Source organism: Microcystis wesenbergii NRERC-220 (assembly GCF_032027425.1).
Classification (GTDB): domain Bacteria; phylum Cyanobacteriota; class Cyanobacteriia; order Cyanobacteriales; family Microcystaceae; genus Microcystis; species Microcystis wesenbergii_A.
On sequence record NZ_JAVSJA010000001.1, the window covers coordinates 407,505 to 422,987 of the forward strand.

Here is a 15,483-nt window from a genome sequence, read left to right on the forward strand (position 1 = left end):
CAGTCGAAACCTTATGTCCACAGCTTATTTTTTTTTGTTCTTCGTTACTTGGTATGGTTTGATCGGGGGGCATAAATCGACTAAATCCTTATCCGGCAAAAGACTTAATTGATTAGTTCGTTCTAGTCGGGTGTGGGGTAAAATCGGTGGCGATCGGCTTTCTCCATGGTTCAGGTTCTAGCATATATCGTGTAAATGCGCTAATATTCAAACTAAAGCCGTCCTCAAAAGACGGGGTTTGGGACTCAATTTTTCGATGACGACAATAATCGACGAGTTAAGGCAACAGTGGCAAGATCGCCTCTCTCAAACAGAGGATTCCTTAACCGATCGCCAACGGGATACCATTATCAATTGGTTACTCGGTGAAGATAGCCAACGTTGGGAAACTTTGGACCAGAGAGATTTAGAAATCGCTAAACGGGGATTAGTCTATCTTTGGCAAATTCTGCGGCAACGCTATCTGAAAGTTAGTCCCACCCGCGCCTATCGTAACCTGATTGATCGTCTCGGCGCTTGTGTCACTCTCCGGCAACAAATTCGCACTTGGGTTTCCCTAAGTCGCGATCGTCAGCAAGCGGTGGCCGATGTCTTGCAAGAAATTATTCAAGAGATGTTAAATAGCGATCGCTATCTACAATCCCAGTTAGCATGGATCGCTCGTTGTACCAATGATCAAGCTACTCGTGATCAGCTGCTGTTAGCCACCCTAGAGGAATACGCCCTGCGTCCGATCCGCAATCAACCCCTGTTAGCCTATCGTTTTGTTAATTATCTCCGTCGTCAATCGAGAAGCGGTATCACTAATGTGCCGCGGCAAGAAATGATCCGGATTCTCTCCGATGAAATTAGTGGCGATGAGGGGGAAAATAGCTTAAGTTTACTGGATCAAAATGCGATCGCTACCGACGAAGATCAACGCACTTGTCAAGAAGCGCAAATTCTCCGGGCAAAAGTTCAAGAGAGTTTTGCTAGGTATCTAGAGGAAAATGTTAGTCCGGAGGCGGTGACTTGGTTTAACCTCTATCTAGGGGGCGAAAGCCAAGATGCGATCGCCAAAGCGATGAATATTCCCATTCAACGGATTTATCGTATCCGGGAAAAAGTTGGCTATCATGCGATTAAGGTTTTTGCCCTCAAGGAAGGGACAGAATTAATCAGTGAATGGTTACAAATCAGCCCGAAAGAGCATAATTTTGGCTTAACTCTCAGTCAATGGCAAAGTTACTATGCTGGCCTTTCTCCCACGGGTAAAAGCGTTATCGATGGCTTAAAAGCGGGTAAAACCCTTGAGGAAATCGCCGGGGAATTAAACTGTAAACGCACGCAAGTGGTCAAAGAATGGACGAAACTTTATCTAAGCGCCCAAAGTCTCAGGACAAAAACCTAATCAGTTATCAGTTATCAGTTATCAGTTATCAGTTATCAGTTATCAGTTATCAGTTATCAGTTATCAGTTATCAGTTATCAGTTATCAGTTATCAGTTATCAGTTATCAGTTATCAGTTATCAGTTATCAGTTATCAGTTATCAGTTCACTGAGAAAACTACCCACACCCCACACCCCACACCCCACACCCCACAACCCACACCCCACAACCCATCCCCTTTTTGATTTTTGACTTCAAGAAATATGTGGATTATTAGCAAAAAAGTCGGGGTATTTACCCATTATTTAACCTCTACTGGAACATTTACACCTACCATGGACAAAGCCAGTAAATTTTCTGCTCGGGAAATGGCGGATATTATGGCTAAAAAATACGGGGGAATAGTAGAGGCCATGAGATAATTATGACCATTGGTATTTGGATTTTAGGGGATCAATTATGGACAGGACAAGCTGCCTTAGCTAATCGTCAAGGCTATTCACAGGAAACGCCGGTTATTTTAATTGAATCCCACACTCATATTCGACAAAGACCCTATCATCAGCAAAAATTAGTTTTAATCTGGTCGGCGATGCGTCATTTTGCCGAAGAATTAAAAACTTTAGGATGGTCTGTCACCTACGAAGTTGCTGAAGATTTTGAACCGATTTTATCTGCTTGGATTAAACGATTAGGCATTAAAGAATTACAGATCATGATGCCTAATGATTTGCCCTTTCTTAGATTAATTAAAAATCTCAATTTAGACTGTGCTATAACCCTAATTGATAATAATCACTTTCTCTGGACAAGGACAGATTTTAATAATTGGGCTAAATCTCGTAAAAGACTATTACTAGAGGATTTCTATCGAGAAAGTCGCAAAAAATGGCAGATTTTAATGGAGGATAATCAACCCATAGGAGGACAATGGAACTTTGATAAACAAAACCGTAAACCGCCCAAAGATGGCTTAAAAACTGCTGCTCCTCTTTGGTTTGAACCCGATGAAATTACCCTTCAGGTTATCGCTGATGTGGAAGCTTTAGATATTCCTAAATATGGAAAAATCAAACCTTTTCGCTGGGCAGTAAACCGCAGACAAGCTTTACAGGTTTTGGAGCATTTTATTACTAATTGTCTGCCCAACTTTGGACCCTACCAAGATGCGATGGTAACGGAAGAAGAAACCCTCTGGCATTCCCTATTATCTCCCTATCTTAATCTAGGATTACTAACGCCGTTGCAAGTGATTCAATCGGCAGAAATTGCCTATAAAAAAGATAATTTAGCCCTGAATAGCATCGAAGGATTTATCCGTCAGGTGTTGGGATGGCGGGAATATATGCAGGGAATTTATCATTATTTGGGAGAAGATTACGCTAATCGTAATTGGTTTGAGCATCAACAACCCTTACCGGCTTTCTTTTGGGATAGTAACCAAACCGAGATGAATTGCCTCAAACAAGTATTATCACAGGTGGAAAATACTGGTTATGCCCATCATATTCAAAGATTAATGATTTTGAGCAATTTTGCCCTAATTTTTGGTTGCTCTCCCCAAGAGATTGAAAACTGGTTTCATAGTGTTTTTATCGATGCCTACGATTGGGTAATGCAGACTAATGTACTGGGAATGGGACAATTTGCCGATGGGGGAATTCTCGCCTCTAAACCCTACGCTTCCTCTGCCAACTATATTGATAAAATGAGTGATTATTGTCGGGGTTGTGTGTATAAAAAAAATGAACGAGTCGGGGATTTCGCCTGTCCTTTTAACTTTCTTTACTGGGATTTTTTGGCACGACATCGAGAAAAATTAAAGTGCCAAGGTCGAGTTAATATGATTTTAGGTCATCTCGATCGAATGTCGGCAGCTGAACTTAATCAAATGCGCTGCCAGTCCAACCAATTAAGAGCCAAGCTGTTGACTATCTAAATTACTCCTTAAGCAAAGTTACCCAGCAAATTACATTTTATTGGCTTCTATACTTTTGATCGCAATCTGGGATATTTTGATTAAAATTAAGATTAATAACCAGAAAAACTGGCTCAATAGACAATCTCCTTGTTTACTTTATCACTAAAAAAACATGGCTAGAGGGGATCAAATATACGCCTATCGAGAATTGCTCAATCTTCAGGGTGTTTATGCTCATCATGGCATCGATTGCGGTGATGGTAGCGTCATTCATTACCGAAAACCGAGCGAGATTGTGGAACGAACTTCCCTAGAAACCTTTGCTAGGGGCGGTAAAATCTATGTGGTGCGCCATGTAGAGGTGGGATTTTCCTTTATCCCCGATGTGGTGGTAGAAAGGGCTCTAAGTCGTCTGGGGGAACAGAAATATAATCTTCTTTTTAACAACTGCGAACATTTTGCCACTTGGTGTAAGACCGGTATTAGCAAAAGTCAACAGATAGAAGAATTTATCCCGATTATTACCCATTTACAAGCGGTGGGACTCTACGAACCTCTGAAAAAATCCCTCATCGGAGCCGACCCCAACAATGCCCAAACCCTGTTAAAAGGGGCTTTAAGCAGTCTTAAGGTCAGTTGGGATGAAATTCAACCCCAGTACAAAAAAGCCATTCAAGAAGCAGAAACATGGAATCGAGTAGCGATCGAAGCTTTAAGCAGAAATCGCGATGATTTAGCCCGGGAAGCCCTGAAACGCAAGGTAGAAGCCAAAAAACAGGCAAAACGCCATCAGGAACAATTGGATCAACTAGCGGCCATGACCGAAAATGTTCTTAAAAGTCTGGTGATTGCTAATGGTTAGTCTGGATGTCAGTAAACTGTTCAGTATCTAACCATCTGCCAATTGCCTCGGTTGATTCCCATCCACATCAGGTAATTTTAGTTGCTCGCTATGGAAATCTGGATTATTTTACGTTTTTCAATCGCCGCTGCCATTATCGCTTTAGTTTGCTGGTCTTTAGCCAGTGCCGTGCGCGATAGTTGGCAAGTTGCCCGACGGATGCACTCGATCCCTTGCTCCCACTGCCGCTACTTTACCAACGATTATCGCCTCAAATGTAGTGTACAACCCAGGAGCGCCAACACCGAACAAGCGATCGACTGCGGCGATTATTTTCCCAGGGCCTAGTCAGCCATAATACCGAAAAGTTTTTCGAGATGGTGCGAAATTTGCTAGTCTAGGCTAAATAGGTCTGAAATAGTATAGAAACGTGGATACAATTATTGGTCGGGGCAAAACAGCCCGTAGAGCTTACGGTATCGATGAAATCGCACTTGTACCCGGAGTGCGAACCCTCGATCCTAGTTTAGCCGATACCCGTTGGTCTCTCGGCAATATCGAGCGGGAAATCCCGATTATCGCCAGCGCTATGGATGGGGTGGTCGATACTAAAATGGCCGTCCTCCTCTCCGAGTTGGGGGCGCTAGGGGTACTAAACCTCGAAGGTATTCAAACCCGTTACGAGGATCCTAACCCGATTCTCGATCGCATTGCGGCGGTCGGCAAAGCAGAATTCGTCGGTTTAATGCAGGAACTCTACGCAGAACCGATTAAACCGCAACTAATCGAGCTTCGTATCCAAGAAATTCAAGAAAAAGGCGGTATTGCGGCAGTTAGCCTCACCCCTGCCGGTGCCGTCAAATACGGTGCCATCGTCGCCCAAGCAGCGGCCGATATTCTCTTTGTCCAAGCAACCGTTGTTTCCACTGCCCATTTATCCCCGGAAGCTATCACCCCCCTCGATTTAGTGCAACTGTGCCAAGAAATGCCCATTCCCGTGGTTTTGGGTAACTGCGTCACCTACGAAGTCGCCCTTAACCTGATGAAAACCGGGGCAGCCGGGGTTTTGGTCGGTATCGGTCCGGGGGCCGCCTGTACTTCTCGCGGCGTTTTAGGAGTGGGAGTTCCCCAAGCCACTGCCGTGGCCGATTGTGCCGCCGCTAGGGACGATTTTTTCCAAGAAACCGGTAAATACGTCCCCGTTATTGCCGATGGCGGCATTATTACCGGCGGTGATATCTGCAAATGTATCGCCTGTGGCGCCGACGCGGTGATGATTGGTTCTCCCATTGCCCGGTCCGTGGAGGCCCCTGGCCGCGGTTTTCACTGGGGTATGGCCACACCTAGCCCGGTTCTACCCCGGGGAACCCGAATTAGTGTGGGCAGTACGGGAACTATTGCCGAAATCCTCGTTGGACCTGCAAAATTAGATGATGGTACTCATAACCTCTTGGGGGCGCTGAAAACCAGTATGGGAACTTTAGGCGCTAAGAACTTAAAGGAAATGCAACAGGTGGAAGTGGTGATTGCCCCCTCGCTGCTGACGGAGGGGAAAGTCTATCAAAAGGCCCAACAGTTAGGTATGGGTAAATAAAAGTTATCAGTGAACAGTGATCGGTTATCCGCTTCTTGGGACAGTTTTTGATTTTTGCCGCAGATGGATTTTCTGCTTGGGATGACCATCCCCTTCAGGTTCGGTTCTACCGACTCCCACTATCTCAAAAAACTGTTAAATTGGAAGAACCAAAAGGATAGTTTATAAAAAAATTGAGTTAAGGAGATCAAAGGTGTATAGAGAAAACGATCGCCCTCACAATTTATTCGGTACCGATAGTGAATTTTCTGAGAGTTTGTGGCAGTATGTCCAGACCTTAAGTCCAGAAACAATCGCCCAACTCTCGAAACCGGAGTCCCAAGAGGTTTTCCAGGTGATGGAACGCAACATTATCGGACTTTTGGGCAACCTTCCCTCTGAACATTTCGGGGTCACTATCAGTACCAGTCGCGAACATCTGGGACGGTTATTGGCCTCGGCAATGATGAGTGGTTACTTTCTCCGCAATGCTGAACAGAGAATGAATTTTGAAAAATCCTTCGCTACTCTCCAGAGCGGTTCTAGCGATGTTTAAAGTTGAGCGGTAGTTAGTGGGAAAGGGAAAAAGAGGCAATCAGATTTTAGTTATTTGTTGTTTCATTAATTAGCCATTTTTCTGACAAACATGACAAGATAACTTTGATCTGACTAATAACTGATAACTGATAACTGATAACTGATAACTGATTAAAGACAATTTTGCTGCCAGAGTAGTTCTTTTTCGATTCCTTGTTTTTCTCCGGGGGGGACTGTCCTTTCCCGCATAATATAAAGTTGCAGGGATTTAATCTGTTGATCCCTACCGTGCTGCTGATTCCAGTTTTGACAGAGATACTGACCAAACTCTTCATAAACTGACCGACCAATAGCTCGATTAAGATTAATAAAATATTGTCGCCACTGCATGGTTTTATATAAACGATTGCGATCGCTTTCCGTGGGTTTATCCCAAATTACCGGCTGTCCTTCCCTAAATATATCTACCGTGGAACCATCGGCTAATTGACTGACTGCCACAAACCAAGCATCATCCCGGGGCGGACCAGGGGCAAAAATAGTCCAATATTGGTCTAAACGGGTAACTCTTGCCAAAATATCAATTGTATTAAAAGTACGACGGGTGAGCAAGCGATCGAGGGATTGAACTAAAGGTGTATTTAAATCGCCCCTATCGACCGATTGCCGGACAAAACTGCGTAAATTCCAGATACTGGTCAACAATAAGAAGAAAACTACCAAAATATTTAAAGGTAAAGAGGATTTAATCGTCAGGGGACGAAACTTGAGAGGTTTGGTGAAATTGCCCATAAAACGACGATGGGAGGCAATCCACTCATAAATTCTCGTTCCCACGGCCATAAGGGGCGGTAAACGCAAAATTGGCGCTAAAAACCAGAAAATTGGCGAAAGACTGACAATATAAACCACTGCTGACCATTTAAACTGACGTTTTCCCTGCCAATCTTCCACCACCCAAGAATTTTGGGCCACCATATCCTCGTATATTGAGGGGTTATCCTGAGCGACTAACAGGGGAGTGCCGGGTAAAATCAGAAAAGTGCGGAGAAGATGAACAACTTTTTTGCAAAATCCACAATCTCGATCATAATTAATCCTTAAACCTTCTCTTTCTGGGTTTCTCATCCGTTTTTGTCCCCAATCCCAGACTAAGCTAGGGATGATCGGCAACCAATGGGTAACACTCAAAAACGGGAAAATTCCCAGATGAAAACTGAGACCAAAACCGATATGTAAGAGAATAAACGAGAGAATAGCGACTATTTTAAAGAGACTATTGCGAAAGGGAATAAAAATTAGCAGTGGACCCACCCATTCAAAGATTAACGCTGAAAAGGTGAGGATTTCTAGTAATTGTGGCGGTAAAGATAGTAAAAAACCGGCAAAAGCAGTACCGTATTGATCGTAACTGAGAGAGTAATAAACGGCTGTACCGTCGGGCCACCAAGTCTCACTTTTGGTTTTAAAGGCCGCTGACCACATATAGATGTAACACACCTGTATCATAAAAGCGACCGTGGCAGCCGAAACCACACCCTTGGGTAGGGGGTTGGGATTGGTGTTTAAGGCACTTTCCACGGAATAACAGGCACCGAGGGGTAAAAACATCGCCCAGAATAATACTGCCCGGATTACGTCATCGGCGGCAAATAGTAACAGGGGGTTGCGATGATGTAAAGAGACGATTAGCGCCCAAGTGGCGATCGTGGCTAAACGGGTATGATAGCCAATTAAAAGCAATAATGCGATCGCTATAGCGACGATAAACAGGATACTCTGCACCAGCACCGAGTCACTGAGAGCAAAAATAGACCAGTAAAAAGGACTAGCAGAGACTTTCGATAAGCTTCCTAGTGGTAAAACCCCTAATTCGCTGTAATGGGCGGTTAATTGGCTAAAACGAACCGATAAATCTACTAAAACCACTAACGCCAAGGCAATGCGAAATAAAGCCAGCGATCGCAGGTCAAACCCGAAAATCTCTGCCAGTCTTTGTCTAAATGATTTTGTCATTATCGCCATAGGATGATGATTCCCTCCACTTCTTCAATAAACCTACTTTATACCAAGTAAAAAGGCCAAAGGCAAAAGAAAGCTGTCGGCCTTGTCAGTTATCAGTTATCAGTCATCAGTTATCAGTTATCAGTTTTGAGTATTAACCTGTATTATTCATGAAAATTTGGGAAAATACTCAAAAGCCTTGCTCGGAAAATCATTCAGGGATCTAGCTAAAAAACAGACTGTTTTTTGAGACCCTCTCATAATCAGGGTTTTGGCAATTGGTGAATAATTCAGGTTAAGTGTGCATCATCAAATGGCAGTAACAGCGCTGTCTTTTCACTGATTACTGATTACTGTTTACTGATCAGTGATCATCGAGACGGGGAAGAATTGATCGGGGGTAAAGAAGGAGAAATTTCGCCACCTCGATCGAATATTTCCAGATTCCATTGACCGAAACGATTACTTTCAAAAGCAATGAAACGACCGTTACCACTAATCGTCGGACGACGCACTTCTCCTAAAATATTGTCGGTGAGATTTTTTGCTTGCAGAGTTTGTCGATCATAAATATATATATCGGGTTTACCGGACTGTTCCGATACATAAACAATATAACGACCATCAGCACTAATATCCGGTTGATCTTGATAGGTTTTTGCTTGATTTAACCCCGGTAGGGGAACTAAACGATTAGCCACTCGATCGAATAAATAAATCGTTCGTTGACCCCTGCGATCGGAGGCAAAAACCAGATAACGACCATCGTAGTTAAAACGGGGATTATCTTCAGAGGAAGGGGTATTTAAAGTATTTCCTAAAAGCTGTTGGGGAGGGGTGACAAAACCCGCATCACTACATCCCCCCAGACTGATGATATTAACCGCAAGCAAAAGTCCCAGAAGTTTAGGAAACCTGATCATCGGTCGGCGCTGGGGAAGGAAGAATACAACAATTAATATCATCCAGACAAACTTTACCCCAATGCAATGCCCAACGCACCAATTCCACCCGATTATCGGTTTTTGTTTTTGTCAAGATATTACTAATATGATTATCAACGGTACGCTTACTAATCTCTAGCTTTTCCGAGATTTCTTGATTAGTTAAACCATTAGCCACTAAATCGAGTATTTCTAGCTCTCGATAGGATAATGAAGCGGCTGTTTGAAACTTCCCAGCAGACATGAGTATAATTCCTCTCGTATATGTACTTATCATTCTAGAAGAATTTTTTCCCCTAGGAATCGATTAATATTCTGAAGATTATCTATAAACAACCAGAAATAGCTAAAATAGCTGGCCAAGGGACCCCTCATACTAAATCCTGTTTAAAAGGTATAGGAAAGTGGGAAGTGGGGAGAGGGAATTATGAATTATAAATTATAAATTATGAATTGGGAGCGGGGAGAGGGGAGAATAAATAAAGGCAATCTCCTGTCTCGGAGTCTCCTGTCTCCTGACGACCGACTCCTGACTCCTGAATTCTGACGGCTGGTACTATATAATAAAAAACGCTCCTTAGTTAGATATTGAGAAAAACATGGAAGTTATCCCCGCTATTGATATTCTCGATGGCAAATGTGTGCGACTTTATCAGGGAGATTACCAACAATCGCAGGTTTTTAACGATAATCCCGCAATAGTGGCGCGAGAATGGGTCAATCAAGGGGCAACCAGATTACATTTAGTTGACTTGGATGGAGCCAAAGAGGGTAAATCGGTTAATTTGTCAACTATTGAAACAATTCTTAATGATATTGCCATTCCCGTACAGGTGGGGGGTGGACTGCGAGATCTAGAAACGGTGAGTAATCTCCTAAAAATCGGGGTAGAAAAGGCGATTTTAGGGACAGTAGCCGTAGAAAAGCCAGAATTGGTCAGCGAACTTTGTCAAAGCTTTCCGGGGCAAATAATTGTCGGTATTGATGCTCGCGATGGCAAAGTAGCCACCCGGGGTTGGTTAGAAACTTCTGCGGTAGATGCGATCGCTCTCGGTCAAGATATGGCAAAAAGAGGAGCCAGCACGATTATCTACACTGATATTCATCGAGATGGCACGCTTTCTGGCCCTAATCTGGCGGCTTTGCGAGAATTAGCCGAATCCGTCGAAATTCCCGTGATCGCCTCTGGGGGCATTAGTTCTCTGACGGACTTACTGAGTTTATTGTCTTTGGAACCTTTGGGAGTAACGGGAGTAATCGTGGGCCGCGCTCTTTATACCGGTGCAGTTAACCTCTCGGAAGCGATTAGCGCCATCGGATCGGGCCGTTGGCAGGATCTACCCCCGAATTTTTTCGCTTAACGGACTTGTTTGAGAGTATCCACCTGTTTATTGAACATATCGGTAAATAGTCCCAAAACGGTGCGATTTTCATTGACTTTGATGTTCACGCTCACGGACATCCCCGATTGCAGCGGCAGAGTGGATTTATCTTTCAAAACTAACTCTTGACTGTTCAAGCGTACCCGGACTGGGAACCGATAAAAACGGTGATTTTCATCGGGAGGTAAAGCATCGGAACCGATAGAGATTACTTCTCCTTTAATATCGCCGTATTCACTGTAAGAAAAGGAATCAATACGAATATCGGCTTTTTGTCCCTCGCGCACAAAACCGATGTCTTGGTTAGTCACGTCCACCTCTGCCACTAAACAACCTTTAGCAGCATCTTTGACTTGGGTGGGACAGCCATCGGGAACAAGTTTTAATAATGCTTCCGCTTGACTTGGTTGGGGAACAAACCCGGGCCGGGCCTTGAGATCGAAGACCACACCATCAATCGGGGCGGTAATTTTTTGATATTTAATCGTCTGTTGTGCTTGACTAATTTGACTGTCTAGTTCAGCAATGCGCTTGTTGTTATCAATGATAATGCGACTGATCTGACTATCGATTTCAGCGATCCGTTTGTGATTGTCCGCCATTTTATCGCGCACATCTTTTTCCGTGATTACCGTGGTATTAATCAGCTTTTCTCGCGCTTGGGAGATCAACAAGGAATAACGCTTTTCTTCCTGTTCCAAACGGGAAATTTCGGCGATGCGGGTTTGTACTTCTTTCTCTTGTTTTTCTCGATCGATTTTGCCGTTAGCCTCTTGCTGCTGCAGTTCATTTTGACGGTCGGTGACTGATTGTTTTTGTTTATTAATCTGATAACGGGCGATCGCACCTTCATCCCCCAAGGGTTCAATATCTTTGAGAATATTACGCTCGATATCCAAGCTTTCTTGGCCCTGTTTCATCGCATTGCCATTACGAGTTTTAATTTCTTCAAGGACGAGACGATCTTTGATTAATTGCGAGCGGGCATCGGCCAACTGTACTCTGGTTTGGGCCAATTGTTTTTCTAATTGTTCCATTTCCAATCTAGCGGCCGCTTGTCGAGAATTGGCCTCCCGTCGGGCAGCCCCTAAACGGGCTAATTGATCCCCTTGTAAAGCAGAGCTAGAAGCCCCTTCACTGACCTGTGCTTGATAAAGTTGATTTTCCGCCACTAAAGCGGCACGATTACGGGCTAAATCGGCGATTTCACTCGGTAATTTTAATTGAGCGATCGAACTCTCCACTTGTGCCGGTGTCAGATCCTGCGCCATTAGGAGACGATAGAATTGATTTTCCTTCTCGGCAGTGGTGCGAATTGTTCTCAACGATTCTAACTGCACTTTCGAGGCACTGGAATCCATTAAAACCAGTAAATCACCTTTGTTAACTCGATCGCCGTCTTTAACTTTAACTTCCTGTACTACCCCATTCACCGGTGCTTGTACTTCTTGCACTTTGCCCTGGGGTTTAAGTTGTCCTTGGGCGCCCACCACCTGCTCGATTTTGGCGAACGCTGACCAAATTAAAGCGGCAGTGGTGACACTCATTAATGTCCAGATAATCGTCCGCGACCAAATGGGCGATTGTTTCAGGATCACCGATTGTTCTGGTGGGCTGAAAGTGGGTAAAGAAGGGGTAATACTTTTATTTTTCGTGGTAGTGGCCACGTTTTTACCCGCTTGGGTAAGTTCATCGCTTTTACCGTTGCCGTTGCCGTTTTGACCGTTGTTAGAATTACCGTTCATAGGGATTCTCCTATATTTGTTGGGTGTTAGGGAAGTGGGGAGATGAGGGCGGGGAGAGGAAATTATCAATTATGAATTATGAATTGGGGAGAGGGTAGTGGGGTAGTGGGGATCATAAATAAAGGCAATCTCCTGACTACCGGCTCCTGTCTCCTGTCTCCTGTCTCCCGACTGACTAGATTTGCGAATCCTGTTGTTTATAGAGGGTATAGTAAAGGCCTTTTTTGGCCATTAATTCCTCGTGGGTGCCTTCCTCCGCTACTGTCCCTTTATCCATCATGACAATAATATCGGCGGATTTGATCGAAGCTAAACGATGGGTAATAAAAAAGACCGTATGATCCTTGAAAGCTTCTTTGAGATTCAGACACACTTGCCGTTCGGTGTTATAGTCGAGGGCGCTGGTGGCCTCATCAAGAATGAGAATTTGCGGTCTTTGCAGGACGGAACGAGCGATCGCAACCCGTTGTCGTTGTCCCCCCGATAGGGATGCCCCCCGTTCACCGACGCGGGTATTATAGCCATTGGGCAGGGTCATAATAAATTCGTGGGCTGCGGCTGCTTTTGCTGCCGAGACAATTTCCTCCACAGTAGCATCGGGGTTAGTCAGGGCGATATTTTCCTGTACCGTACCGTCAAATAATAGGGTTTCTTGGGGAACCATGCCGATTTGACGACGCAGGGAATAGAGTTCCACTTTGTTGATATCGTAGCCATCGATGAGAATCCGTCCCGATTCTGGTTCGTAGAGACGGGCTAATAGTTTAGTGATGGTACTTTTCCCGGCGCCACTTTCTCCCACCAAAGCGACAAAAGTGCCAGAGGGGAATTCTAAATTGACGTTGTATAGTTGCAGGGCGCCGTGGGGATTGAAGCGGAAAGCGAGGTTTTCGTAGGTGACATGGCCTTTAATTAAGGGCATGGGGATATTTTGGCGATCAAGTTCCGCTTCTTGGGGAGTATCGACGATATCGGCTAATCTTTCCAGCGATAAGCCGGTTTCTTGGAAGTTTTGCCAGAGTTGGGTCAAACGCAGAATCGGCGAGGTAACGTAGGAAGCGATAATCCGGAAGGCGATTAATTGACCAAGAGTGAGTTTTCCGTCTAAAACTAAGGCTGCTCCCACCCACAGCACTAATAAACCCGATAATTGGTTAAAGAAGTGACTAAAGGAACCGGCCAAAGTTGAGGTCATTACCGTTTGAAAACCTTCGGCCACATAGCGCGCATAACGCTCTTGCCACTGCCAACGGGAACGCAATTCGATATTCTGTGCTTTCACCGTTTGAATTCCCGTCATTACCTCCACGAGATAGGATTGGGTTTCGGCGTTTCGTTCGGCTTTTGCTCGCAGTTGTCGCCGCACGATCGGTGCGAAAATAGCTGTGGAGAGAACTAAAATCGGCACGACTCCCAGGGCCCAAAAGGTTAGGATCGGGCTATAGATCAACATAACCACGATATAGATAACCGAGAAAATGGCATCTAACACCACCGTTAGGGCTGTACCTGTTAAAAACTGCCGAATATTCTCTAATTCGTTGATTCTTGTCGAAATTTCCCCCACCGGCCGCCGTTCAAAGTATTTTAGGGGTAAGCGCAGCAGGTGATCGATAATTTCCGAACCGAGGGTCATGTCGATGCGGTTAGTGGTATCGACAAAAAGAGATGTTCTCAAAAAGGTTAAAATTCCCTCGAAAACGGCAATTACTAACAGGAAAACCCCCAGGGTATTCAAGGTTTCCGGGCTATTCTGCACAATCACTTTATCGATGATCACCTGAATCATCAAGGGATTGGCCAGGGCAAATAACTGCACGAAGAAAGAAGCGATAAAAACTTCTATTAAGACTCGTTTATGTTTCTTGACAGAAGGCCAAAACCATGATAGGCCAAAACGCTGTTGCTGGGTGTGTTTGGTGGGTTTGAGCAGAATTACTTCCCCTTTTTCGCCCCAAGATTCCAGAAATTCGCTGGTTTTGCGTTTAATTATCCCCCTTTGGGGAACAGCGATCGTGGTTTCCCGTTGATTAATTTCGTAGAGGATAACGATGCTGTCTTGCCAGCGAATTAGGGCAGGAGGGTTAATATTGGGCAAGGAAGAGGCATTTAGGGGTACTAATTGGCTATGGAGTCCCACTACCTCGGCTACAGCCCCACACAGAGGTAGGGAAAGGCTGCCGGTTCTTTGCAGTTGATCCGCTAGGATGCGTTGGATCACGTCCTTGCGAAAGGGGATATTAAAATATTTGCAGAGCATCTGAAAACAGGCACTCACCGCCTCTAATTCCGTTTTTCCCCCGAAAAAAGGATATGACTTGCGGTTTTTCTGGACAGTTTTTTCAACGGGGAGATCGCTGGTGATGTCGCTTATTTGTCCCTGGGGGATATCTAATACTTGGGTGGGTTTATTTCCTCTAATGACTTGGGTTTCCCAGATATCATCCGTTTCTGTTTCCGCGGCTGCTTCGGTTGCAACTGTCAAGAACTTGTCTAACTGAGCGGAGGAAAGACCTAATAAGCGGGTCTTAGTCGGATTATTTTGGGTGATAACTGTGCCGATAGGATAATTATCGCTATTTTCGCTGACTAACCAGAGATAATCATCGTTAATTTGGTCGTAGGACACACAAGCTTTGTTTAAAAGAGCCTGTGCAATTTCTTTGAGGTCTCCCCCACCCCAGGCCTGTTGATTGAGATAGGAGCCTAGGAGAGCATAAACTTCAGCGATCGAGGTTTCTTTAAAGAAATGTTCCTTAAATTCTGGGTAATTGTTGATTAAAGACCAAAAATCCTCTTCTTTTAAGGTTAAACAGATCGTGACTTCCGAAGAAGCGATCACCGTTTCACAGGGGGTACCGCGCAGGAGACTGATCCACCCGAATAAATCCCCGGGCTGCAATTTAGCCAAAGTGACCGGCAGCGGATTGTTTACCCTAGCATCGTAACCCAAAAGTCTGGCCTCTCCCTCGTAGAGAAGGACGAGGTGAGAGGGTAAGCGATCGCACTTGAGCATCGCATTGCCCATCTCATAGCGAAAGGGTTGTAATTTCTGGCCCAGAGAACGTCTAACCTCGACGGGCAGGCGATCGAAGGGCTGTACAGTCTCCAGAAAGGCGGTAAAATCTAAGGTGGTATAACTCATTAGCTAGGCGAAAATTGACTA

General features: G+C 44.6%; 13 protein-coding genes. 8 read left to right on the forward strand and 5 right to left on the reverse strand.

The window, feature by feature from the left end; all coding sequences use genetic code 11:
- The first annotated feature begins 256 nt into the window (after positions 1-256).
- The 7 genes from RAM70_RS02055 (at position 257) to RAM70_RS02085 (ending at position 6,261) form a co-directional block, all read left to right on the forward strand.
- Complete coding sequence (locus tag RAM70_RS02055; RefSeq protein WP_190380144.1) at positions 257-1,390, forward strand: HetZ-related protein 2; 1,134 nt, start codon at positions 257-259, stop codon at positions 1,388-1,390.
- Between the two features lie 243 nt (positions 1,391-1,633).
- On the forward strand, positions 1,634-1,792 hold the full coding sequence (locus RAM70_RS02060; protein WP_190380145.1) for a hypothetical protein: 159 nt from the start codon (positions 1,634-1,636) through the stop codon (positions 1,790-1,792).
- 2 nt (positions 1,793-1,794) lie between these two features.
- Positions 1,795-3,309, forward strand: coding sequence for a cryptochrome/photolyase family protein (locus RAM70_RS02065; protein WP_190380146.1), 1,515 nt, complete (start codon positions 1,795-1,797; stop codon positions 3,307-3,309).
- Positions 3,310-3,463: 154 nt separating this feature from the next.
- Positions 3,464-4,153 carry a lecithin retinol acyltransferase family protein gene (locus tag RAM70_RS02070; protein ID WP_045359911.1) on the forward strand — a complete coding sequence of 230 codons (690 nt, stop codon included), beginning with the start codon at positions 3,464-3,466 and terminating at the stop codon, positions 4,151-4,153.
- Between the two features lie 90 nt (positions 4,154-4,243).
- Positions 4,244-4,480, forward strand: coding sequence for a hypothetical protein (locus RAM70_RS02075; protein ID WP_041804354.1), 237 nt, complete (start codon positions 4,244-4,246; stop codon positions 4,478-4,480).
- Between the two features lie 82 nt (positions 4,481-4,562).
- A complete protein-coding gene (locus RAM70_RS02080) occupies positions 4,563-5,726 on the forward strand; it encodes a GuaB3 family IMP dehydrogenase-related protein (RefSeq protein ID WP_045359907.1) in 1,164 nt (387 codons plus the stop codon).
- Positions 5,727-5,919: 193 nt separating this feature from the next.
- Positions 5,920-6,261 (forward strand): DUF760 domain-containing protein, encoded by a 342-nt coding sequence (locus tag RAM70_RS02085; protein ID WP_045359905.1) that lies wholly within the window; start codon positions 5,920-5,922, stop codon positions 6,259-6,261.
- Positions 6,262-6,413: 152 nt separating this feature from the next.
- Here the strand turns inward: RAM70_RS02085 and RAM70_RS02090 are convergent, their stop codons facing one another.
- The 3 genes from RAM70_RS02090 to pedR all read right to left on the reverse strand — a co-directional run bounded on the left by RAM70_RS02090 (position 6,414) and on the right by pedR (position 9,434).
- Positions 6,414-8,267: a hypothetical protein gene (locus tag RAM70_RS02090; RefSeq protein WP_080754304.1), complete on the reverse strand. Its 1,854-nt coding sequence runs from the start codon at positions 8,265-8,267 to the stop codon at positions 6,414-6,416.
- Between the two features lie 350 nt (positions 8,268-8,617).
- Positions 8,618-9,169, reverse strand: coding sequence for a TolB family protein (locus tag RAM70_RS02095; protein WP_045359901.1), 552 nt, complete (start codon positions 9,167-9,169; stop codon positions 8,618-8,620).
- Entirely contained in the window at positions 9,153-9,434 is a 282-nt protein-coding gene (pedR, locus tag RAM70_RS02100; protein ID WP_045359900.1) for a photosynthetic electron transport-dependent transcriptional regulator PedR, read from the reverse strand. The genes RAM70_RS02095 and pedR overlap by 17 nt, the downstream gene beginning before the upstream one ends.
- Positions 9,435-9,789: 355 nt before the next feature.
- On the opposite strand from pedR, the gene hisA reads away from it, so the two are divergent.
- Positions 9,790-10,551, forward strand: a complete 762-nt coding sequence (hisA, locus tag RAM70_RS02105; protein ID WP_045359897.1) for a 1-(5-phosphoribosyl)-5-[(5-phosphoribosylamino)methylideneamino]imidazole-4-carboxamide isomerase — start codon at positions 9,790-9,792, stop codon at positions 10,549-10,551.
- Here the strand turns inward: hisA and RAM70_RS02110 are convergent.
- On the reverse strand, positions 10,548-12,317 hold the full coding sequence (locus tag RAM70_RS02110; RefSeq protein ID WP_045359895.1) for a beta-barrel domain-containing protein: 1,770 nt from the start codon (positions 12,315-12,317) through the stop codon (positions 10,548-10,550). The two genes, hisA and RAM70_RS02110, sit on opposite strands and share 4 nt — an antisense overlap.
- A 175-nt stretch (positions 12,318-12,492) precedes the next feature.
- Positions 12,493-15,462, reverse strand: coding sequence for a peptidase domain-containing ABC transporter (locus tag RAM70_RS02115; protein WP_312672104.1), 2,970 nt, complete (start codon positions 15,460-15,462; stop codon positions 12,493-12,495).
- Positions 15,463-15,483: the final 21 nt, after the last annotated feature.

What these genes read in the sequence shown, in the direction of transcription:
- RAM70_RS02055 (WP_190380144.1), top strand. Translation starts at nt 257, where the DNA reads ATGACGACAATAATCGACGAGTTAAGGCAACAGTGGCAAGATCGCCTC.
- RAM70_RS02060 (WP_190380145.1), top strand. Translation starts at nt 1,634, where the DNA reads ATGTGGATTATTAGCAAAAAAGTCGGGGTATTTACCCATTATTTAACC.
- RAM70_RS02065 (WP_190380146.1), top strand. Translation starts at nt 1,795, where the DNA reads ATGACCATTGGTATTTGGATTTTAGGGGATCAATTATGGACAGGACAA.
- RAM70_RS02070 (WP_045359911.1), top strand. Translation starts at nt 3,464, where the DNA reads ATGGCTAGAGGGGATCAAATATACGCCTATCGAGAATTGCTCAATCTT.
- RAM70_RS02075 (WP_041804354.1), top strand. Translation starts at nt 4,244, where the DNA reads ATGGAAATCTGGATTATTTTACGTTTTTCAATCGCCGCTGCCATTATC.
- RAM70_RS02090 (WP_080754304.1), bottom strand. Translation starts at nt 8,267, where the DNA reads ATGGCGATAATGACAAAATCATTTAGACAAAGACTGGCAGAGATTTTC.
- RAM70_RS02095 (WP_045359901.1), bottom strand. Translation starts at nt 9,169, where the DNA reads ATGATCAGGTTTCCTAAACTTCTGGGACTTTTGCTTGCGGTTAATATC.
- pedR (WP_045359900.1), bottom strand. Translation starts at nt 9,434, where the DNA reads ATGTCTGCTGGGAAGTTTCAAACAGCCGCTTCATTATCCTATCGAGAG.
- hisA (WP_045359897.1), top strand. Translation starts at nt 9,790, where the DNA reads ATGGAAGTTATCCCCGCTATTGATATTCTCGATGGCAAATGTGTGCGA.
- RAM70_RS02110 (WP_045359895.1), bottom strand. Translation starts at nt 12,317, where the DNA reads ATGAACGGTAATTCTAACAACGGTCAAAACGGCAACGGCAACGGTAAA.
- RAM70_RS02115 (WP_312672104.1), bottom strand. Translation starts at nt 15,462, where the DNA reads ATGAGTTATACCACCTTAGATTTTACCGCCTTTCTGGAGACTGTACAG.